This is a genomic window from Pseudidiomarina salinarum (genome assembly GCF_000753715.1).
In the GTDB taxonomy this organism is placed as follows: domain Bacteria; phylum Pseudomonadota; class Gammaproteobacteria; order Enterobacterales; family Alteromonadaceae; genus Pseudidiomarina; species Pseudidiomarina salinarum.
This window is the reverse complement of sequence record NZ_JPER01000001.1, coordinates 199,831-219,930: the sequence shown is the minus strand read 5'-3', so window position 1 is coordinate 219,930 and position 20,100 is coordinate 199,831. Positions and strand designations below refer to the sequence as shown.

The following is a 20,100-nucleotide window of genomic DNA, read 5'->3' as shown; positions in this document are numbered from 1 at the left end:
GTTCTTATTCTGTGTAATAAGGACTGCGCTTGTCCGTAAAGCCAAACAGTGAGAACTCTCTGCGTAGCATTTGCCCACCGTCACGGGTGAGCGGCGACCAACTTATTGTGCCCCTTTTAGGGCTGTGCTGCAGCTGCAACAAGTCAAAAGGAATACTGATGTAAAACCCTTTTGTGAAGCTGCCTTCGCCGTAGTCTTCGGCTGATACGTTGGTCTTAGCAGCATAAGCGCCGGCGATAATACCGCTATCAAACTTATGCTCAAAGCTGACCTGAGCCCCTCGATCGCCAGCCAGGAACTGTCCTATCGCCAGCCGTATTTGACTATCCGGTAAAAATTCCGGCATCCAGTAACTGGTTGCATGGCCGGTGATCACGTCATAATCGCGGAAACCAGTGTGATTCTCAAAGCTACGCTGCCGGGCATAATTGATATCCATGCCAAAGGCCCAGTTGCTGTCCAGTTCGCGGTAGAGCACTTCGCCGCCAACGCCGCCGAACATAAGTTCGTAGTAGCCACCGTAGGCCATCGCGTACCAGTTATCCGTCAGCTGCTTCTGATAGACCAACTGCAGATTACGCAGCCAGACGTCCGACATAGTCACATATTCGCGCACATAAGTACGCACCCGCGGCAAAGGCCCATCTTCACGGCCAGCGATAAAATTGAATTTATCGTAATTATTGGCAACTTTTGTGCTCAGAGTGCCATAAACGAATAAATTCTCGGTCAGGCTCCAGCTTGAACGGACATCCAAGCTGATCTGATACATATAAAAGCCTTCCGGGCCACCAAAGCTCTGCTCCAGAAAAGGTTTGACGGTAAATCCCGGCCAGCTTATTTGGTGATCCGCCACAAATAGTTTCTGCTCACCTTCGCTGACTTCAGGTTTAGAACGGCTGTAACTCTGTGCGGTAGTGCTTTGTATGTCAGTACGAGAAATCGCTGCTTTAAACTGGCTGGCATCAATATTGGTCTGCGCCAGTAGCATGCCGTTTACTTCTTCTAAGAAGCTGTAGGTTTCAACTGTTGGCGGTAATTCACTGGCAAGCACACGGCCGGCTTTCTCGATGGCCAGCTCCTGTTCACGGTAGCGGTACTGGCCACCATAGAACCTGAGAGTTTTCTCATCGGCGCTGAGTGTCAACTTACCGGTCCAGATCCCCGCTTCTGCGTATAACGCATTGCGAATTTCCTGTACTGCTTCTTCATTCTTGAGTTGCTCTGTCGTTGGCCGTTTTGGTGCTTGCGGCGGACGGCTGCCAGGTGCGGCTTTCGGCTGCACCAGGTCATTAAAGTTGGTTCGTAACGTGAAACCAAACATCATGGTATTGCCGCGCTCAAAACTCAGCTTCACGTTAAACATATCGTTTACCTGATACTCAAAGCCTAGATTCCATGGTGAGTCCTGCTCTATAGCGACTATTGCTGGCTCGTTGCGGTAGTCGTTACCATCGTATTCCAGCTTGAGAGTAAGAGGATCCCACGGCGTATGGTATTCAATGCCGCCGAACAAAGACGTTGGCCCCCGAAACCACCTATCTGGCTCAAAATCGCCGCCGGATCCTACAAACCCCCGCGGACGCCGACAAAAATCATCGGTAATTTCACAAAACGGGTTGCTGATGTTGTCGTTTTTGCCCAGATAACCCCAGCCCATACCTAACGTCAGGTCGAGATCACCGAAACGTTTGTTTGCCGCAATAAACTCACCGGAAAAGAAGCCGGTGCCCGCAAGATCGCGGATGCCGACGCTCAGTTCAGGTACCCAGCGGCTTTCTTCCAGCAGACGGAATTTGAAGTCTACGCCACGGTCTTTGTAGGTCTGATCGCCACTGAACTCCGGGAACGGGCTGTAGCGCCGGGTACGAATATCGTTATAGCGGATGGTAGTTTCCAACCACGGAAAAACTTGAAGGCTCATTGCCCATCGCCGGTATTCTTCATTGTCGTAATAAGTGAAGCTGAATTCACCATGCTCGGCCATACGACCAGACGGCATTTGCAGTAAGCCGGTACCGCCGAAGTCGCTGGTAGTGGTGCGCGGCTTATCGTCCGCCTCACCAAGCCATAGCGTGGGTTCTTCCGGCAGTTGTTCTTGCACCAGTGGGCCCAACGTAGCGCTTCTGACCCGTGATGTGGTCGTCGTGCTCAGGTGTGGCTTTAACGGGTTCCAGTAGCGTGCCAGCTCAATAAGCTTCTCGTTGATATCGGCAAATTCGTTCGGTAGTTCGCTGGTTTCGAATTTCACAAATACTTTAGCGCCAGACGAGAATTTCTGGCTGTAGGCGTTATGCGGGTCAATGTAGATAGTTTCGGTAATACCATCAACGGTAATCTGCGTAACTTCGTAGGGCCGTGAGAGATCTTCCAGACGTTGTTTGAGTTTTTCCTGCTGAGCGGTTTCGCGGGCAGTCAGCTTTGGATTGTAATCCATCACAAAAGGCACCCAGACCGCACCGATAACTTGCAGGTTGTCATCCTGGTGCTGATCGATAGTGGGAACGACAAGCTGGTAGCGGTTTTTTTGTTCTTCGCTGGCCGGGAGCAAAGGGTTTGCGTCAATGCTGATACGAGCTTCATCCCAGATCGCACTGAGGCTACTTTTTTTGACCACGTTTTGGTTCATAGTATTGGCTTCAGGCGTCTGTACATGCCCGGGCCCAATAGGTTCGGCACCGATAACCGGCCAGCTTGCAACTTGCTCGGCAACGCGGCGGACGAACTGTTCGTTGGAATCATCGCCCTGTTCACGGTAATGCTTGCTCAACTGGTACAGTTGCTGAACCAGTTCGCGTTGTTCGTTAAGGCGCTGTTCCTGAGCATCCGCGCTAACCAGCCGGACGGCCGGCCAGTGCACGTTCTGCATATTGACGCCGCGCACCTGCAGCTCATTGTAGACCTGGCTCAGACGCGGGCTCCCGGCGAAGGTGATCACATCGTTCTGAATTTCCGGGCCATTTACTTTGATGGCGACTTGCTGTGCCTGATCTTGCTGCGCATGAGCCTGGTGGCTGCTAATCGTGAACGCGAGCGCCAGCGTTAGGGCTGTAATTCGTTGTTTCATTCTTTGCTGCCTCGCACATCGCCGGCGTAAGCCTTCACTTCGGTGATGTCAACGTAACCTATCGTTGGGGATACAAACTGACGGGATTTGAGCGTGCGACCGGTACCAGGATCGATCCAGAAGGTGTTCTCGAACGGAATCGGTTCCTGCCCTTGCACGGTAGGCATAACTTCACCCGATTCCGTGATCACCTGTGCGGCTATCTGCTCATCGTTCGGCATCAGGAGGGTTTCCTCGCCGCTGTGGCTGAATTCGCTTACCAGCGTGCAGGTAGTGTCGCGGCTGGTTGTCTCGGTGCGGTTGTTGATCCACAGGGTACGTTGCCATACCGATTCGCAGTTGCTTGTGACTGGCTCTTTGCGTTGCATGTTTTTGCTCATGCACAGCAGCGGATCCGGATTGTGTTCCTGTATTTGTATGGGAGCATTGGCAATGTTGACGCTGCCAATAAAACGACCGCGGCGAGTCATAACAACTTCCTCACCACCAGTGCGCCATTTAAGTACGCCCTGGTCATCGAAGTTCAGCGCCATTAATACTTGCGGTTGATCATCAAACTCAATGTACTGTGCGGCATGGGGATAGTCTTTTATCTCAGCAGCCGTCAGGACCACATCATCCGGCTCGTCCACGGCGAATTTCGCAATTTCGGCAAGATTTTTCACGCGCGTGCTGCAACCGGCGACGCTTAGTATTGCGCCGATCAGCATTACCACACCCATCCGGTGCAGTAGCGGCTTAAAATTGATCGTCATTAGTTTCCCGACAGTTCATTATTTTAATATGTTTGAAAGATGTGGAATCTTACCACAGGGAAGCCGGGCGCATAAACAGAAAAAAGCCGCGAACAGCAACCTGCTCGCGGCTTTTTGATACTTTTGACTAACCTAGCGGTTAATCACTGGCAATTAATTACCGGTTACAGTAGTAGTGCCAGTTTGAGTGCCGGTACCAGGACCAGGGCCAGGACCAGGACCAGGGCCGGGGCCAGGACCAGGAGGTAGTGGCTCGTCATCGCTGTCATCAGCAACTACAACAACTGCTGCTATAGCAACACCAGCGGCAACCATTGCACCGGTAGTCATTGCAAAGCCTGAACCTGATGCTGAGCCTTCGGCTGCAGTACCAGTTTCTTGCGCCATAGTTAATGGCGAAGCCGCCAATAATACAGCCGCAAGTAAAGCGGTTAATTTATTCATAATAAACACCTCTATTCCATTTTTTTCTTGATTGGCCAATCAGCTCGCGTCACTGCGAGTGATTACCTGTAAAGTTAGCACCTTGTTGCGCCTTTGTGAAGTGAAACTTCAATAAAGACCAGAACGAAACGGGCTAAATTATTCCTATCAGAGCTATTTTAACGCTCTGTTTTGAAATGCGTCTTTAAAATTCTGAACTGCTGAAAATACAGTGTATAAGCCGCTAAAAACAAGGCTAAACTGATAACCGCCGGGGCGTCAGCCCATTCGAGCAAAATGCCGATTGCTGCTAATATCATTGCGATGCCCACCAGGATAGCGAGTGTCCGCCGGGGGCTGAAGCCTGCACGCAAATAGAGATGATGGATATGATCACGATCCGGCGACGTCGGGTTACGCCCTGAAATTGCGCGGCGAATCATAACCGAGACCATGTCCATAATCGGCAGCGCCACCAGCCATAATGAGGTCACTGCCATAATTGATGCACCATCAGCATGTTGTGGTTGGGTGCTCTGCGATAATAACCAGACAACGGTAAGGCCCACGAACATAGAGCCTGCATCTCCCATAAATACTTTTCGGTAGCGGCTGGTGATTGTCATGTTGCAGATAATAAAAGGAATCAGCGCAAAAGCGGCCATTAGTGCGTACTGATAAACTTGCGCCTGATTGTTCAGCGCTGCCACGCTTGCTATACCTGTAAAAGCGATAAGCCCCATGGCGCCAAGGAGTCCGTCGATACCATCGATCATATTATAAGCATTCATCGCGGCCAGAATCGCAAGGTAGGTGAATGGAATACCCCATACCCCGAGATCAACAATACCAAAGCCAAACAGGTTACCCAGATTTGAGATATAGAGATGACCACCGAATATAATGACACTGGCGGCGAGGAACTGACCCAGTAGGCGCAGGCGCACACTTAAATCGAATTTATCATCAAGCATGCCAATGAAAACCATCATGGCTGAACTCACCAGAAATAATCGCGCCTGTAATTGCAGCTCGGCGCTAAATACCATAGATATAGCAACGCCTGAAAATACCGCGATGCCGCCAATAAGCGGCACAGCTCCCTGATGGCGCTTACGATTACAGGGTTTATCCAATAAGTCGACTAACTCTGCAACGGGATGCATCAGGCGCAGCATTAATGCTGTGGCACCTAACGCGATAAACAGAGGAATCATGGACATAAAGGGCTGCGCTCCGGGGCGATTAGTAATATTTCGTTGTTAATGTTTTGTTTTTTGAGCTGTGAAGCCCTTTTACTACGGGGGATTGTAATCGATCTGATGATTTACTGCAAAGGGGCTCGTAACATAATTTACACTTTAGCCTTATTTGCTTACAAAAACGTGAGAGCCGCAGACATAAAATGACTGCGGCTCTGACAAAAAACATTTGTGTTTTTTCGGGAAAAACCCGTGGTGGAACCACGGGCTACTGTTTGTAAACGTGTACGTCGCGCTGGGGGAACGGGATGCTAATGCCGTTTTTATCAAGGGCTAGCTTGATTTCGCGCAACAGGTCCCAGCGGGTTGGCCAGTAATCGTTGACGGCAACCCAGGGGCGGACGATGAAGTTGACTGACGAATCGGCCAGTTCATTTACCTGAATATTGATGCCTGGCTCGGGCAGCACGCGCGAGTCGGCCTGCACCACTTCCATCAGCACTTCTTTGGTTTTCAGCAGATCGGCACTGTACGACACGCCGATAACCAGGTCGATGCGGCGGGTGTCTTCACGGCTGTAGTTGATTGTCGGCTTGCTGGTGATCTGGGCGTTCGGCACGAACACAACCTTGTTGTCGGGGGTCTTCATGATGGTCTGGAAGATGTTCACTTCCTGGATGGTGCCCGACACGCCGCCTGCATCCACGTACTCACCAGCACGAAACGGACGGAAGATGATGATGAGCACACCCGATGCCATGTTCGCCAGCGAGCTTTGCAGCGATAATGCGATCGCCAGACCGGCGGCACCTAAGATGGCAATAAAGGAGGTGGTCTGCACGCCGACCTGCGACAACGCCATCAGCAGCGCTGCGATAAAAATCACGGCTTTGACGATAGCACTCAGGAAGGAAATCACCGCGCCATCCATTTCTTTGCGATGCATGGCGCGGCTCATCAGCCTGACCACGTTGTTGGCGACGATCAAGCCAACAATGATGATGACGATGGCGACTATGAAGCTCACCGTATAGCTGATGATGAGGTCGCGGTTCTCAGTAACCCATTGGGTAATCTGGTCCATGTTCTCGGTGTCCTATTTTATGACTTACAGATTAAAGCTGAATGTATAGCGGCCGGTGGCATCAGCCTGACCGATGAATACCAGCAGTTCGCTCACTTCGGCGGGCGTTTGCAGGGTCGGCTTGATGCTGCCCTGCAGGCGTACGCGCGGCACATTGCGGGTGCCGTGTAAGGCGGCGTTCACCTGCAGTCCCAGCCGGTTCTCTGGTGGAATACTAACATTTATCGTCTGCGGATCACCACATTCGAGGTCGGCGCGGAAATCACCCAGCGGCAGCCAGGCGTTATCCAGGCGTACGCGCACCTGCTCGGTGTTGATGTTCGCGTTCAGGGTATCGCACCAGCCGGGGGTGCTGAAATCACTGAGGCTGTATTCATTCAGATCAAGCTGCCAGGCGCCGTCGATGTTCAGCGGCAGCGGCAGATTAAGCGCCACTGATGACTGGGCTATTCCGCCGCTGAGGTTTGCCTCAAATACCGGCAGGCCCTGGCGGTTGACCTGGATCAGGCCGCTGCCACTAATCACGTTGCCCGCTTGCGGGATCTCAAAACTCAGGCCTAATTCGCCTTTTAGCAGCGACACGGGGTCGATTCCCCATTCAATATTTTCAAGTTTGACCGCGGTGCCGGTTGGCACGATCACCCGGGTCAGCCCCGCCTTGCCGTTCCAGATGGTGCCCGACAGGTTCTGCAACTGCGGGTTATTGCCAGCGAACTGTTGCAGGCCCCAGCCAATCAGTTGCGCCGGCGCCAGCACGATGAGCGCCGCCAGATAAACGGGGATTAACCAGAATACGTAACGCCAGCTCATGCGCCGCTCACCTGCAGTCGGCGCACCCGCACGATGCCCGGCTCAGCGCCTTCGGTTACATCCAGGCTTTCGATCGCCAGGCCGCCCTGTTGCTGCAATACCTCAAGCAGGGTCAGCAGCTGACTGAAGGTCACGCTGTCGATGACCACCAGCAGGCCGTCGCTTTGCGGCTGCATGCGGGTGATTTCAACGCCATTGGCCGCCGCCAGCTCGGTTACCCGCTGACTGATGCTGCCGGTGGCCTGCTGGCTTTTCGGGTCTGACCCTTTCTCTTTCGCGGCAAGGTAGATGCCGGTATTTTCGCGTGTCCATTGCAGCGTTTCCTGCTGGGCAGCGATAGCTTGCTTGCGTTGCTCAATGCCGCTGGCGAGCGGGTTCCACAACAACCAGTAAACGGCGGCTATCACCAGTAATACGCCGGCGACGCTTACAATAGCGCGCTCGCGCTGATTCAGGCGCTGCCAGTGCGGCCCGACGATGTGCTGGCCGCGGGTTTTGAATTCCTGAAATTTCGTTTTTAATGACTGGGTTGCTTTCATCAGTTCGCCCTCACCAGCAAAGTACCGGTTACGCCATTGGGTTGATTGCTCACCGGCCCCTGCTCTACTGTCACCAGCCCGCCGCTGTTGGCGACCGAGCGGAAGGTTTCCAGGCTGGCAAAATTATTTGCGCGCGTTTGTAGTCTGAGCTGACCTTTTTCGAAGCGCAGCAGCTCCAGCTGCACATCGCTGGCTGCCTTGAAGGCCGGCTCGAGCTGACTCAGCATCATCAGCGGCGAATTGATAAAGGGGCTGACCCCTTCAACTTCGTTCATTTGCGCGCGCAGCTGGGCACGTACGTTAACGATGCGCTGGGTATCAGGAAATGCGGTGCGGTAGGTTTGCTCAATGGCCTGTTCAAGCGCGGCTGATTGCTGGCCAAGCTTAATGTATTCAATAATCTGGCTGCTATAGCCGATGACCAGCAGCAGCGCGGCGGCCACAGCTGCGGGCTTCCACGGCAGGTTGGTGATGCTGGCTTTGCGTCGCTTGCGGGCGGAGCGGTACTGTTGCTGACGCAGGTTAATCGCCTGGCTACGGCCAGGGGTCAGCCCCATTTGCTGAGCCTGCTCTTTGGCGACTATGCTGAGCGGCACTTCGATATCGGCCTGCTCACAGGTCACTTCCGTAAAAAGGTCTGACCCTTTTGGGATTTGGCCGAAGCAGGTGAGCACGGGGGTTGTAGCAGACGGCAGCTCGGTAAAGCCGCTCAGGCCCATTTCGTGCAGGGTGCTGACATCGGTGGCGAAGCCATCCCAGGCGCCGGTGCGGACGATGATGTCATCGCCGAGTTGCAGCGCGAATAACTGGTTTTCCGCAGGCACGGGCAGCATAAATACATCGGGGTAAAACTCGTCGGCATCAATCCCGGTATCATCCAGCCACTTCAGCCAGGTCTGCATGGCGCTGTGGGCGACCACGGCGACCGGCAGCGGCTTCTCGACGCCGCCCGGTTTAGCACCAGCAGGCCAGGCAAAATGCAGGTCGTTGATGTCGCTGGCCAGTTCGTCTTCCAGCGCATTGGGCACCAGTTGCGGCAACAGCCGTTGCGAGCCGACCGGCAGTACAGCCTTGGTCAGCAGCACATCCTGGCCCGGTACGAACACGATGACATCGCGATGGCGCGCGCGCTCTTCGAGCTGGCTGAGCTCGTCCACGCCGGCCAGTTCACCGCTGGCGATAAGCTCGCGCTGCTGCGGATTCCAGATCAACCAGTAGCCCGTGGTTCTACCACGGGGATCGGCGTCCGTATCGACGTTGTAGCCCGTGGTTCTACCACGGGTGGAGGCATTGCCGTCGGGGGAGGTTTTACCCGTGGTAGAACCACGGGCTACATCGTCACCCGACGGCAACCGTATAAACAACTGTTCCATATTAATCTCCAAACCCGCGATAAACGGTGGTTACGCCCTCAGGCGTGACCAAAAACTGTGACCGGGCATGCAGGCGTAGCTCGCCAAACCGGATCTCTGCCTGTAAGCCAAAGTATTCACTGGTGACGTTCAGATCGTCAAGGGCGCCGCCAAGTTCGATGGTATCCGGGCGTACCCCGCCACCAAGATTCGGGTCAAGCTTTGCCGCCGCGGCACTGGTGAGCGCAGGTGCGGCGCGGGCGGCATCCAGCGAGTCATAGCCCGACTCAGGCCGGTTCTGCAAAAATCCCGCCGCATCACTCAGGCTCATGGCCCCCAGGGTGACCGCATACAGCAGCGCGCTCTGATCATCTTCTACTGTATTGACGTTAATCTGCAACTTGCTGTCGCGCGGCAGCACACAAATATAAGGTTTCAGCTCCAGAAACAATGCCTGGGACACGCCGCGCACAAGCCTGAACTCACTGATATGGGTCATCATGCCATTAGCCGCGCGATACGGGAACCGCAGCGACTCATAATCGGCATCTTCGGCGCCATAACTGCCGCCCAGCTCGCTGTCTTCATCCAGCCAGTCGGCGAGGCTGTCGACCACCACATCAATGGTGTAGCTGTCGGGCTCTTCCATAGCCTCGGTCATCAGCATGCGCAGCTGCGCTTTGCGCCGGGTTAGTAAATTCTGGTCTTCGGGCGCTGTTTTGAGCGCGTTAAGGTTAAAGCAGGCCTGCAGATCGCGGATGACCCCGCCGATGGCGCCGCCTTCAACCGGATACAACTGCGCGTTCTGGCTTTGCAGATACCATTGCTGCTGGCGATGCACCACGCCGTCGGCGTCTTTAAGCTCGGTAAGCAGCAGATCTTTGACGATTTCCTCGGCGCTTAAGGCATACCAGTAGGCTTGCTCGGCTTCCTGAAAGTTCGCCGTGCGCACCACGCTGGTCTGCATGCGGCCGCTCATGTTCACCGCGATCACCGACACCAGTGCCACCACCAGCATCACAATGATGAGCGCGACGCCGCGCTGCTGTTTCATGCTGCGCTGCTGCCTCATGAGCCGTCTCCGGCGTCGTCGCCTTCAGCCGGTGGCGGCGCTGCAACGCGCGCGACAAATTCCCCGCCATTCAGCAGAAACACCCGGCGCATCGCGCCCCAGCGCTCCGCATCCAGCGTAATCTCAATTGCCGCCGGCAGCGATTGCGGTTGATCCCACGTATCACTGTAGCCCGTGGTTCTACCACGGGTATCACCCGCCCCTTGCACCTGGCTCTGCCCTTGCGCACCCGCATAAAACCTTACGCTCAACGACCGAACCCCATCCATCACCACCTGACTAACCGGCTCTTCGCTGCCACTCACATCCACGTACAAAAAATGCTCGCGCACCAGTTTCTCGTCACGCACCGTATAAAACACCGGCTGCAGTTCGCTGCGTGGCAACAACATCGCCGGGTTAAACCAGCCGCCGCGCACAAAGGCCAGCCGCTCATCGTCATAAAACAAAAATTGGCCGGTGGCATTCTGGCGCGGCACGATCTGGCGGATATCCTGCTCGATGGTGAGCATGGCGTACTGCAACTGCTGCAGCCGCTCAATGGCTTCTTCGCTCTGCTCGCTGCTGCGCACCATGGTGTTGAGCACGTTCGATGATGCCAGCCCGATAATCGCCAGGATAGCGATGGTGACCATCACCTCAATCAGGGTAAAGCCGCGCTGAGTGTTTTTGCGTGTCATGGCGTTGCCCCTGGCGTCGGCGTCGGCGGCGGCCCAACATAACGCCCCACCTGATGCAAAATCTGCCCGCCCGGCTCCAGCCGCACCAGCACCGTCATCATCAGTACATCCTCGGTGGCGGTTTCGGTTACATCCAGGTGCCAGTGCCATTGCAGATCAGCGAACAGCTCGCTGCCGGTGGTGTTGTCTTTGGGCGGGTACTGCAGCGACTGCTCCGCCAGTACGTTGGACGCCACATAGCGCGCCAGGGTTTTATCCTGCATGTAGTTGAGGTTGGCCAGGTGGTTGCTGCTGGCATAGACCGCGGCGAGCGCGGCCAGCGCAAAAATCGCCAGCGCCGCCATCACCTCCACCAGCGTGAAACCCTTGTACCCGCCGCACCCGTAGCCCGTGGTTCTACCACGGGTCAAACCCTCAATCCACATCCGATCTCACCTGCAACTGATAACCATCAGTAGACTCCACCACCCAGCTCGCCGCAGTAGCATCCTGCATATTGATGAATTTCAGGCTGAACACCGGCAGCCCGCCACTACCAAAAATGTAGAGCATTTCGCCGGGCTGGCGTTGCTGTTTGTCTGCTTCATCTTCGTCATTTACTGGCTGGAACAGACCATCGCGGTCGGCGTCCTGAGCCAGCAGATCCACGCTGTCGACGTCCAGCTCAAAGCGCAGGTGTTCAGGTAATTCGTGCGCGGTCAGGCCCTTGGTGTTGATGGGCTGCCAGCGGCTGTCCTGCCATTGTACGAAGCGATAGTCCTGCTCCCACACTTCAAGCGCCAGCACCGCGTGGCGAACCATGGCATATTCACGCGCATATTGCAGTTGGGTGTGCAGGTCGCGCGCGCTTTTTGCCGCCTGGTCGTCGCGGTCGTCGGGAATAACAAAAGTCACTGCCATAGCCATCATGGCGATGATGACCATGACGACCATCATCTCAATCAGGCTGAAGCCCCGGGTTTGGCGGGGCTGGCGTTTAGTTCTCGTCACGTCCGTCCAGGTTCCAGTTGGCGATGTCATCTTCGGTGCCGGCCTGTGCATCCGGGCCAACTGAGAATATGTCCACGTCGCCATGCTCGCCCGGGCTCAGCAGCAGGTACTCGGCGCCCCACGGATCCGTTGGCAGACGCTTGATGTAGCCGCCGCGGCGGTAGTTGCGTGGCAGCGGGTCGACGGTTGGCTCACGCACCAGGGCTTCGAGGCCCTGCTCGGTGGTCGGGTAGCGGCTGTTATCCAGCCGGTACTGGTCCAGCGCGTTTTCCAGCTGGCCGATGTCGGTGATGGCTTTCTGCCGGTCAGCCTGTTCGCCCGCGCCAATCACGTTGGGCAGGATCAGCGACGCCAGCAACCCGATGATGGCGACTACGACCATGATTTCGAGTAGTGAAAAGCCTTGTTGTTTCTGTTTCATATTTGTACCTCGTTAAATATGTAGCCCGTGGTTCTACCACGGGGAAAATCATCAATATTCACCATTGTGCGTAATGGCGGATCATACCCGTGGTAGAACCACGGGCTACGGCGGTCGGGCTACAGCCCGACCGCCTGGTTCAACTGCAGGATCGGCTGGATGATGGCCATCACGATGAGCAGCACGATGGCGGCCATGACCACGATGAGCGCGGGCTCGAAGATTTTGAGCGACACGTTCATGGTGGTTTCAAAGTCGCGATCCTGGTTGTCGGCGGCGCGCTCGAGCATTTGCTCGAGTTCACCGCTTTTCTCGCCGGCGGCAATCATGTGCAGCATCATCGGCGGAAATAGTTTGGTCTCGGCCAGTGCTGCCCGTAGCGACGAGCCTTCACGAACCCGGGCCGCTGCATCTTCGACAGCAATTTGCATGGCTCGGTTCGTTAAAACCCGCCCGGTAATGCGTAAACCATCCAGCAGCGGCACGCCGGACGCCGACAAAATGCTTAACGTGCGGGCAAACCGCGCGGTATTTACGCCTTTGATCACGCTGCCAACTAGCGGCAGCTTCAGTATCAGGGCGTCGAACTTATCGCGCCGGCCGGGATCGCGCAGCAGCTGCTTGCCAATCACCAGCGCCAGCATAATAGCGATAAGCGCATAAATGCCGTAGGTCTGTAAAAAGTCGCTGACCACCAGCAGGAAGGTGGTGGTTGGCGGCAGCGTCTGATCCAGGGTCGAAAACTGCTCGACAATGTTCGGCACTACCGACACCAGCAGGAAAATAATGACGCTCAATGCTACGAAGGTAAGCACCATCGGGTACACCAGCGCCTGGATCAGCTGGCCTTTAAGCCGGTTGCGCTGCTCGGTGTAATCCGCCAGCCGCTCCAGCACTTTTTCCAGATGTCCCGAGCGCTCGCCGGCCGCCACCATTGAGGTGAACAGCTTATCAAAAACGTGGGGGTATTCGGCCATGGCCTCGGCCAGTGAGTAGCCTTCGACTACTTTGGAGCGAACCGCCATCAGCAGGTTCTGCAGGCGCGGCTTATCGGTTTGTTCGGCAACCGCCAGCAGGCATTGTTCAATGGGCATGGATGAGGCAATCAGGGTCGCCAGTTGGCGGGTGATGAGCGCCAGGTCGGACGCTTTGATGCGTCGCACCCGGCCCTGCTGCCACCATTTCTGGCCTTTGCTTGCGTCTGAGGCTTTGCGGGTTTCTTCGGCGATTTCGACCTGAAACGGGGTCAGACCCTGTTCGCGTAGTTGCTGGCGGATCTGGCGCTCGTTGTCGCCTTCCAGTACCCCGGATTTTTTGCGGCCGTTGGCGTCCAGCGCCTGATATGCATATGCGGCCACTGCTTACTCCTCGCGCGTTACGCGCAATACTTCTTCGAGCGTGGTGAGGCCGGCGGCGACTTTGGCCAGGCCGTCATCGCGAATGCTGGGCGTATGCTTGCGGATGTATTTTTCGATGGCCTGTTCGCCATGCCCGGTGTGCACCAGGTCGCGCACCTTCTCGTCCACCACCAGCACCTCGTGGATGCCGGTCCGGCCGCGATAGCCGGTCTGGTTGCATTTGTCGCAACCGCGCGCGCGATACAACGTACCCACGCCGCCATCCGCATCGTCGCCCGCACCGGCCTTGTAGCCCGTGGTTCTACCACGGGGGGAGGCATTGCCGTCGGGGGTGGTTTTACCCGTGGTAGAACCACGGGCTACATTTTGCAGCAGCGCCAGTTCTTCCGCGGTGGGCTCGTAGGCTTCGCGGCAGTGGGTGCAGAGGGTGCGGACGAGGCGCTGGGAGAGCACGGCGAGCAGCGACGAGCTGAGCAGGAAGGGCTCGATGCCCATGTCTTCGAGGCGGGTGATGGCGCCCGAGGCTGTGTTGGTGTGCAGGGTCGACATCACCAGATGGCCGGTTAAGCTGGCCTGCACGCCGATTTGCGCGGTCTCGACGTCGCGGATCTCACCGACCATCACCACATCCGGATCCTGACGCAAGATGGCGCGCAGCCCGCGGGCGAAGGTCATATTCACTTTCGGGTTGACCTGCATCTGGCCGATGCCGTCAATCGCATACTCGATCGGGTCTTCAACCGTCAGTATGTTGCGGTCACGCGAGTTGATCTCAGCGAGGCCGGCGTACAAGGTCGTACTTTTACCCGAGCCCGTGGGCCCGGTAACCAGAATAATACCGTGGGGCTTTTTAATCAGCTCGGCGAAGACTTTACGATTAGCCTCGGTCATGCCCAGCTGCGCCAGATTCAGGCGCGCGTTATTTTTATCAAGCAAGCGCAGCACCACCCGCTCGCCGTGGTTCGACGGCATGGTCGATACCCGCACATCAACGGCGCGACCGGCAATCAGCAGGCTGATGCGACCATCCTGGGGTACGCGTTTTTCCGCGATATCCAGCTGCGCCATGACCTTGATCCGCGACACCAGCAGCGAGCTCAGCTTACGGTTAGGGCGAATCACTTCGCGCAGCACGCCGTCGATACGAAAACGCACTAATAATTCTTTTTCGAAGGTCTCAATGTGGATATCCGAGGCACCCTCTTTGATGGCCTCGCTCAGCATCGCGTTAATCAGCTTGATGATGGGCGCGTCGTCTTCGCTTTCCAGCAAATCTTCGGTCTGCGGCATTTCATCGGCCAGCGAGAACAGGTTCGGCTCGTTGCCGATATCTTCCATCAGCTGCTTGGCTTCGGACGAGCCGCGCTGATAAGCCTGGGTCAGGATGGCTTCGAAATTTTCATTACTGTGGCGCTGCACCGTAAATGGCTGACCGAGCACGCGCCGCACTTCCCGCAACGCCTGCGGCGTCACGCTCTCGCGGCAATGCACCACGTACCGTTCTTCCTCGATCGCCACCACCACCCCAAACCGCTTGGCAAAAGCAAACGGCAGGCGCCGGGGCGCGACACTGGCAGCGACTTCAGCGATCTCAGTCATTACCTGAACCTTCGTTCATTTCTTGCTTGCTGTTATCGTCCATGTACTTTTCAAATTCTGGCGGCAGCGTCAGCGGGCCATCCCACTCCGGCAGTACCGGCGTTGAGGTGCGCGGCATCAGTTCAACACCCTCTTCCTGGCGCAGCAGCTGCTCGGCGCGGATGTAGTTGTACTTGCGACTGCTCATACCCAGCGCGGTAGCGCGGTCGCGCACAATCGTCGGTTTCAGGAACACCATCAGGTTGCGTTTCTGCCGCGAGGTCGAGGTGGAGCGGAACAAATGGCCCAGCACCGGGATATCCCCCAGCAGTGGCACCTTGGACACACTCTCCTGCACATCTTCATCAATCAGGCCGCCCAGCACTATGGTTTCGCCGTCATCCGCCATCACCACAGTTTTCAGCTGGCGTTTGTTGATCGTGATATCCACCGAGGTGGCGCCGCTTAAGCTCGACACTTCCTGCTCGATAATCAATTGCACCGCGTTGCCTTCGTTGATCTGCGGCGTGACTTTGAGCTTGATACCTATGTCTTCGCGCTGCACCGTCTGGAACGGATTGGAATTGTTATCGCCGGCGGTCGATCCCGTGATAGTGGGTACTGACTGACCGACCAGGAACTCGGCCGATTCATTATCCAGCGTCATGATGCTGGGCGTGGCCAGGATGTTTGAATTGGTGTTGGTCGAGACCGCCTGCAAAATCGCGCCCCAGTCGTTTTTGACCACGCCGATCATCATGCCGTTCACGTTGCCCAGCAGTTGTGCCAGCAAATCCACATTGCCACGCTCGGGCGGCTGTTCGGTGGTCACCACGTTGCCATCGACGATAGTGGTGGTAGTGCCGCGCTCGCGTTCCTGCGCCATATAAGCACCTGCGGCCAGCTGGCCGATGGGTACCTGGCGGCCGTTGTTATACTGCACCATGCCGCCGTCTTCGGAAATCCACTGCAGGCCTAAATCAATACCATCGCCCTCCATCAGCTCAACGATAATGGCTTCCACGTGCACCTGGGCGCGGCGGATATCCAGCTGCCGGATCACGTTCTCCAGATTGGCGAGCATATCCGGCTGCGCGGTGATGACCAGAGAATTGCTGGATTCGTGTGCGGTAATGCTGATTTCCTTACCGCTACGACGCTGCCCTGCGCCGGCCGCACCGGTTGCGACGCCGCTTTCTGCGGCAACGGTGTCGCTGACGCCGGTTAATACGCCAACAAGGTTTTCAGCCTTGGCGTACTTGAGGTAATACACCCGGGTGTTGCCCTGGGTTTTGAGATCTTTATCCAGCTGCTTGATCAGTTTGACCACCCGCTCACGGGCGCGTGGATCGCCGCTGATAATCACCCGGTTGGTGCGCTCATCGGCGACCACTTTGGGAATGAGCAGCGCTGGCGTGCCATCGGTGCTTTTTTCATACAGGGTCATGGCGATGCGCACCACTTCCGAAGCGGACGCGTATTCGAGGTTGACGATGTCGACATCCTGGTTACCGGCCCGGTCGACCCGTTCAATGATTTCCACCAGCCGCTGGATGGTTTCGCTGCGGCCGGTCAGCATGATGACGTTGGACGGGTCATAGCTGACCACGTTGCCGCCACCGGCCTGATCGTTCAGCAGACGCAGCAACGGCGCCAGTTCGCGCACGCTGACGTTCGCAACCGGTACCACGCGGGTGACCAGGGTGTCGCCGGCCAGGCTGTTATCGTCCACCACCGGCAGCGCGCCGTTGCGGGCGTCTTTGTCGCGCATGACCTTCACCACGCCCGACTCCATGGTCACTGTGGCGAAGCCGTACACGTCCAGCACGTTCAGGAAAAACTGCCAGTACTGGCTTTCGGTCATCACATCGTAGCTGCGCACATCAATGCGCCCGCGCACATCCGGGTCGATAATCATGGTCTTGCCAAGGTTGCGCCCCACCACCTGGATGAACTCGCTGATGTCGGTGTTCTTGAAGCTGGCGGTATATTCAACCGGGCCCGTGCCTTGCGGAGGGCTTTGCTGCTGCGGAGCCGCTTCGGCAATGCCGACGGTGCCGGCTGTGCCAAGGATCAGCGCCAGGCTCATCGCCACTGTGGTTGTCAGAAAAATTGTGCGCATGCTTGTTCCTTTTATTCTAATTGCCCCGGGCTTCAGCTGGAACGGTGAGCTCGAGGTCGATATACTGGCCGTCACGAGTTACGGTCACTGTGATGCTGTCCATGGTGGCCAGATCGCGGGTCATGCTCATAGCGGTGCGGATATCCGTGAGATCCTGGCCATTGATGGCTACCGCTAAATCGCCGGCAAGAAAACCGGCTTCGTTAAAGAGTTCAGGTTGCGGCCCGGGCCGTAGCCGGTAACCGATAATTTTCGCGCCATCGCGCGCCGGCGCAATCGCCACATATTCGAGAATATTGGCCGGATCCGCGCTCACCGCTTCAGCCACCTCTTCCGCCACCTCAACCGCCGCATCGTCGCCCGCCGCCGCACTGTAGCCCGTGGTTCTACCACGGGGAATCTCACCCACCGTCAACGACAACCCCGGCCCAAGCTCCCCAATCCCCTCCATTTCGAGGGTTTCCAGGCGCCCCTGGTTATTCAGAATAACCCGGTCGGCGTAAATTTCTTCGACGGTAACCTGCGAGCCACTCAGCTGTTCGCCGACTACATAGACTTCCTGCTGGCCGCTGCGTTCAATGATGGCGGCGGAATGCTGCGGATAATTACTGGCGGACACGCCCAGCAGGCGCACGTTCAGGCTGGTTTTTGGCGCACTGGCCACCCGCTGCTGGTCCGGCGCGGCGGCGTTGCCGAATAAATTCAGGCCCGCTATAGCATTTACATTAATCTGCGCTTTGCCGGCCTGCCGGGCAGGCGGTATCGGCCCGCTGACGGGCTCAGCCACAGGTGTCAGCAACTGCCAGGTCAGGCGTGCCAGCAACAGGGTCGCCAGCACCGCCGCCAGGGCGGTCAGCGTCCACAGCCCATAGCGCCAGAGGGTTGGCTGTCGCATGCGGTTAATCAATTGATTCATTGTTTGTCTGATGATCAGTTTTCGCTTTCGTTATAATTTTGTGAAGTAGCAATCCGATCCCCATTCTAGCCCTTTCGCCCCTACCTGAACAGATCAAATTGGTCGAAATCTGATATAATCATGGCACCTTTATACCCGCTCCATTTGACCAAAAGATGACAGCCTATGAATTATCCCACAGACCAACTTCTTCGCTACACTTTCATTGACCGCGATGTGCGCGGCGAGCTGGTGCAACTGAGCAGCAGCTACCAGCGGATGTTGCTGGGCCATTCCTATCCGGCGCCGGTACAGCGGCTGTTGGGCGAGCTGATGGCGGCGACTTCGTTGCTGGTCGCTACCCTTAAGTTTGAAGGGCATATCGCGATTCAGTTGCAGGGCGATGGTCCGGTTAATTTTATCGCGGTTAACGGCGAGCATGATCAGCAACTGCGTGGCATTGCCCGGATGCGCGGCGAACTGGAGCCGCAGCAGGAAGATTTGCGCAGCCTGATGGGCAAGGCGCAACTGGTGATTACCTTAACGCCAACCCGTGGCGAGCGCTATCAGGGCGTGGTCAGCGGCGAAGGCGACAGCATCGCTGAGATTATTGAAGGCTATTTTACCCAGTCTGAACAGTTGCACACGCGGCTGTGGCTTTATGCTGACGGTGAGCATGCCGCTGGTATGTTTCTGCAGGTGATGCCGTCGGCCGGGCTTGATCTTGAGGGCTTTCAGCATCTGGAGACGCTGACCGACACCATCACCCCGGCGGAGCTCTTCACCCTGCCCGGCGAAGAGGTGCTGGTGCGTTTGTATCATGAGGAGCAGGTGGAGCTCTATCCCGCGCAAGCCGTCAGCTTCCGCTGCGGCTGCTCGCGCGAGCGCACCCTCGAGGCCCTCGCCAGCGTGCCCGCCGCCGAGCTGCAGGAAATCCTCGCCGCCGAAGGCGTCATCACCATGACCTGCGAATACTGCCGCACCGAATACCGCTTCACCCCCGACGATTTGTAAACGGTGCCGTACGCCACCATGTAGCCCGTGGTTCTACCACGGGTAAAACCTGCCATCACGCACACCGCAAATACCATCGGGCATTGCCCCGTGGTAGAACCACGGGCTACATCATTACGGCGATTTCGTACAACGATATAAGGTGGCGGGATGATTGGCCTTGCGGCATGATTTTCCGATGCGCAGGGTTCGTCGATACTACGAAGGCGGCTATTATTTTTTCACGGTAGTCACCTACAAACGCCAGAAATTTCTCACGGAGCCTGATGTTATCCAGGCGCTGCGCCACGCCATTGCCGAAACCATGAAAACCCACCCGTTCGAGATCGAAGCCTGGGTGGTCATGCCCGACCACATGCACTGCGTGTGGATTGTCGACGACGACAAAATCCCGCTACGCTGGTCGAAAATCAAAGCCCTCACGACCAAAGCCTTATCGCGCTTCAGCCACGAGTCCGGCTCTGATCTCATCAACTGCAGCTCACGCAAACGCCGCAAATACGGCAAGCTCTGGCAGCACAGCTATTGGGAACATACCATCCGCAACGAAACCGAGCATGAGCTGTATATGCTGTATTGCTGCTATAATCCGGTTAAACACGGCTATGTTGAAAATGCCCTCGACTGGCCTTATTCAACATTGAAGCGGTATCTGGCCAGCGGCAAATACCCGGAAGAATGGGCGCATATTGATGTAAGCTGGCTGGATGATGTTTTCGGATCTCATGAGCGGTAATT

At 56.5% G+C, this 20,100-nt stretch carries 19 protein-coding genes; 2 read left to right on the top strand and 17 right to left on the bottom strand.

What is annotated here, in order from left to right:
* Positions 1-4 precede the first annotated feature (4 nt).
* The 17 genes from IDSA_RS01030 to gspC form a co-directional block, all read right to left on the bottom strand.
* The gene (locus IDSA_RS01030) at positions 5-3,067 is read right to left on the bottom strand and encodes a YjbH domain-containing protein (protein ID WP_051985982.1); all 3,063 of its coding nucleotides are present in this window, start codon (positions 3,065-3,067) and stop codon (positions 5-7) included.
* Complete coding sequence (locus tag IDSA_RS01025; protein ID WP_034773624.1) at positions 3,064-3,822, bottom strand: YjbF family lipoprotein; 759 nt, start codon at positions 3,820-3,822, stop codon at positions 3,064-3,066. Before IDSA_RS01025 ends, IDSA_RS01030 begins: the two co-directional genes overlap by 4 nt.
* A gap of 153 nt (positions 3,823-3,975) precedes the next feature.
* The gene (locus IDSA_RS12080) at positions 3,976-4,266 is read right to left on the bottom strand and encodes a hypothetical protein (RefSeq protein WP_034773621.1); all 291 of its coding nucleotides are present in this window, start codon (positions 4,264-4,266) and stop codon (positions 3,976-3,978) included.
* A gap of 158 nt (positions 4,267-4,424) precedes the next feature.
* On the bottom strand, positions 4,425-5,468 hold the full coding sequence (wecA, locus tag IDSA_RS01015; protein WP_051985981.1) for a UDP-N-acetylglucosamine--undecaprenyl-phosphate N-acetylglucosaminephosphotransferase: 1,044 nt from the start codon (positions 5,466-5,468) through the stop codon (positions 4,425-4,427).
* 247 nt (positions 5,469-5,715) lie between these two features.
* Positions 5,716-6,531 (bottom strand): mechanosensitive ion channel family protein, encoded by an 816-nt coding sequence (locus IDSA_RS01010; protein ID WP_034773618.1) that lies wholly within the window; start codon positions 6,529-6,531, stop codon positions 5,716-5,718.
* A gap of 24 nt (positions 6,532-6,555) precedes the next feature.
* Positions 6,556-7,341, bottom strand: coding sequence for a type II secretion system protein N (locus IDSA_RS01005; RefSeq protein WP_034773616.1), 786 nt, complete (start codon positions 7,339-7,341; stop codon positions 6,556-6,558).
* Positions 7,338-7,880, bottom strand: coding sequence for a type II secretion system protein GspM (gene gspM / locus IDSA_RS01000; RefSeq protein ID WP_051985980.1), 543 nt, complete (start codon positions 7,878-7,880; stop codon positions 7,338-7,340). The genes IDSA_RS01005 and gspM overlap by 4 nt, the downstream gene beginning before the upstream one ends.
* Entirely contained in the window at positions 7,880-9,253 is a 1,374-nt protein-coding gene (gspL, locus tag IDSA_RS00995; protein WP_051985979.1) for a type II secretion system protein GspL, read from the bottom strand. Before gspL ends, gspM begins: the two co-directional genes overlap by 1 nt.
* A 1-nt stretch (position 9,254) precedes the next feature.
* The gene (gene gspK, locus IDSA_RS00990; RefSeq protein ID WP_034773614.1) at positions 9,255-10,304 is read right to left on the bottom strand and encodes a type II secretion system minor pseudopilin GspK; all 1,050 of its coding nucleotides are present in this window, start codon (positions 10,302-10,304) and stop codon (positions 9,255-9,257) included.
* On the bottom strand, positions 10,301-10,984 hold the full coding sequence (gene gspJ / locus IDSA_RS00985) for a type II secretion system minor pseudopilin GspJ (RefSeq protein WP_051985978.1): 684 nt from the start codon (positions 10,982-10,984) through the stop codon (positions 10,301-10,303). Before gspJ ends, gspK begins: the two co-directional genes overlap by 4 nt.
* Positions 10,981-11,409 (bottom strand): type II secretion system minor pseudopilin GspI, encoded by a 429-nt coding sequence (gene gspI, locus IDSA_RS00980; protein WP_051985977.1) that lies wholly within the window; start codon positions 11,407-11,409, stop codon positions 10,981-10,983. The genes gspJ and gspI overlap by 4 nt, the downstream gene beginning before the upstream one ends.
* Positions 11,399-11,974 (bottom strand): pilus assembly FimT family protein, encoded by a 576-nt coding sequence (locus IDSA_RS00975; RefSeq protein ID WP_051985976.1) that lies wholly within the window; start codon positions 11,972-11,974, stop codon positions 11,399-11,401. Before IDSA_RS00975 ends, gspI begins: the two co-directional genes overlap by 11 nt.
* Positions 11,961-12,395 (bottom strand): type II secretion system major pseudopilin GspG, encoded by a 435-nt coding sequence (gene gspG, locus IDSA_RS00970; RefSeq protein ID WP_034773612.1) that lies wholly within the window; start codon positions 12,393-12,395, stop codon positions 11,961-11,963. The genes IDSA_RS00975 and gspG overlap by 14 nt, the downstream gene beginning before the upstream one ends.
* 119 nt (positions 12,396-12,514) lie before the next feature.
* Positions 12,515-13,753 carry a type II secretion system inner membrane protein GspF gene (gene gspF, locus IDSA_RS00965; RefSeq protein WP_034773610.1) on the bottom strand — a complete coding sequence of 413 codons (1,239 nt, stop codon included), beginning with the start codon at positions 13,751-13,753 and terminating at the stop codon, positions 12,515-12,517.
* 3 nt (positions 13,754-13,756) lie between these two features.
* Positions 13,757-15,352: a type II secretion system ATPase GspE gene (gene gspE, locus IDSA_RS00960; RefSeq protein ID WP_034773608.1), complete on the bottom strand. Its 1,596-nt coding sequence runs from the start codon at positions 15,350-15,352 to the stop codon at positions 13,757-13,759.
* The gene (gene gspD, locus IDSA_RS00955) at positions 15,345-17,453 is read right to left on the bottom strand and encodes a type II secretion system secretin GspD (RefSeq protein ID WP_034773605.1); all 2,109 of its coding nucleotides are present in this window, start codon (positions 17,451-17,453) and stop codon (positions 15,345-15,347) included. The genes gspE and gspD overlap by 8 nt, the downstream gene beginning before the upstream one ends.
* A gap of 16 nt (positions 17,454-17,469) precedes the next feature.
* Complete coding sequence (gene gspC, locus IDSA_RS00950) at positions 17,470-18,369, bottom strand: type II secretion system protein GspC (RefSeq protein ID WP_051985975.1); 900 nt, start codon at positions 18,367-18,369, stop codon at positions 17,470-17,472.
* 165 nt (positions 18,370-18,534) lie between these two features.
* Here gspC and hslO point away from each other — a divergent pair, with 165 nt between their 5' ends.
* Both hslO and IDSA_RS00940 read left to right on the top strand, forming a co-directional pair.
* Positions 18,535-19,362 (top strand): Hsp33 family molecular chaperone HslO, encoded by an 828-nt coding sequence (gene hslO, locus IDSA_RS00945; protein WP_034773604.1) that lies wholly within the window; start codon positions 18,535-18,537, stop codon positions 19,360-19,362.
* A 178-nt stretch (positions 19,363-19,540) separates the two neighbouring features.
* Positions 19,541-20,098, top strand: coding sequence for an REP-associated tyrosine transposase (locus IDSA_RS00940; RefSeq protein ID WP_084693996.1), 558 nt, complete (start codon positions 19,541-19,543; stop codon positions 20,096-20,098).
* The last annotated feature ends 2 nt before the right edge of the window (positions 20,099-20,100 follow it).

What these genes read in the sequence shown, in the direction of transcription:
- IDSA_RS01030 (WP_051985982.1), bottom strand. Translation starts at nt 3,067, where the DNA reads ATGAAACAACGAATTACAGCCCTAACGCTGGCGCTCGCGTTCACGATT.
- IDSA_RS01025 (WP_034773624.1), bottom strand. Translation starts at nt 3,822, where the DNA reads ATGACGATCAATTTTAAGCCGCTACTGCACCGGATGGGTGTGGTAATG.
- IDSA_RS12080 (WP_034773621.1), bottom strand. Translation starts at nt 4,266, where the DNA reads ATGAATAAATTAACCGCTTTACTTGCGGCTGTATTATTGGCGGCTTCG.
- wecA (WP_051985981.1), bottom strand. Translation starts at nt 5,468, where the DNA reads ATGTCCATGATTCCTCTGTTTATCGCGTTAGGTGCCACAGCATTAATG.
- IDSA_RS01010 (WP_034773618.1), bottom strand. Translation starts at nt 6,531, where the DNA reads ATGGACCAGATTACCCAATGGGTTACTGAGAACCGCGACCTCATCATC.
- IDSA_RS01005 (WP_034773616.1), bottom strand. Translation starts at nt 7,341, where the DNA reads ATGAGCTGGCGTTACGTATTCTGGTTAATCCCCGTTTATCTGGCGGCG.
- gspM (WP_051985980.1), bottom strand. Translation starts at nt 7,880, where the DNA reads ATGAAAGCAACCCAGTCATTAAAAACGAAATTTCAGGAATTCAAAACC.
- gspL (WP_051985979.1), bottom strand. Translation starts at nt 9,253, where the DNA reads ATGGAACAGTTGTTTATACGGTTGCCGTCGGGTGACGATGTAGCCCGT.
- gspK (WP_034773614.1), bottom strand. Translation starts at nt 10,304, where the DNA reads ATGAGGCAGCAGCGCAGCATGAAACAGCAGCGCGGCGTCGCGCTCATC.
- gspJ (WP_051985978.1), bottom strand. Translation starts at nt 10,984, where the DNA reads ATGACACGCAAAAACACTCAGCGCGGCTTTACCCTGATTGAGGTGATG.
- gspI (WP_051985977.1), bottom strand. Translation starts at nt 11,409, where the DNA reads ATGTGGATTGAGGGTTTGACCCGTGGTAGAACCACGGGCTACGGGTGC.
- gspG (WP_034773612.1), bottom strand. Translation starts at nt 12,395, where the DNA reads ATGAAACAGAAACAACAAGGCTTTTCACTACTCGAAATCATGGTCGTA.
- gspE (WP_034773608.1), bottom strand. Translation starts at nt 15,352, where the DNA reads ATGACTGAGATCGCTGAAGTCGCTGCCAGTGTCGCGCCCCGGCGCCTG.
- gspD (WP_034773605.1), bottom strand. Translation starts at nt 17,453, where the DNA reads ATGCGCACAATTTTTCTGACAACCACAGTGGCGATGAGCCTGGCGCTG.
- gspC (WP_051985975.1), bottom strand. Translation starts at nt 18,369, where the DNA reads ATGAATCAATTGATTAACCGCATGCGACAGCCAACCCTCTGGCGCTAT.
- hslO (WP_034773604.1), top strand. Translation starts at nt 18,535, where the DNA reads ATGAATTATCCCACAGACCAACTTCTTCGCTACACTTTCATTGACCGC.
- IDSA_RS00940 (WP_084693996.1), top strand. Translation starts at nt 19,541, where the DNA reads ATGCGCAGGGTTCGTCGATACTACGAAGGCGGCTATTATTTTTTCACG.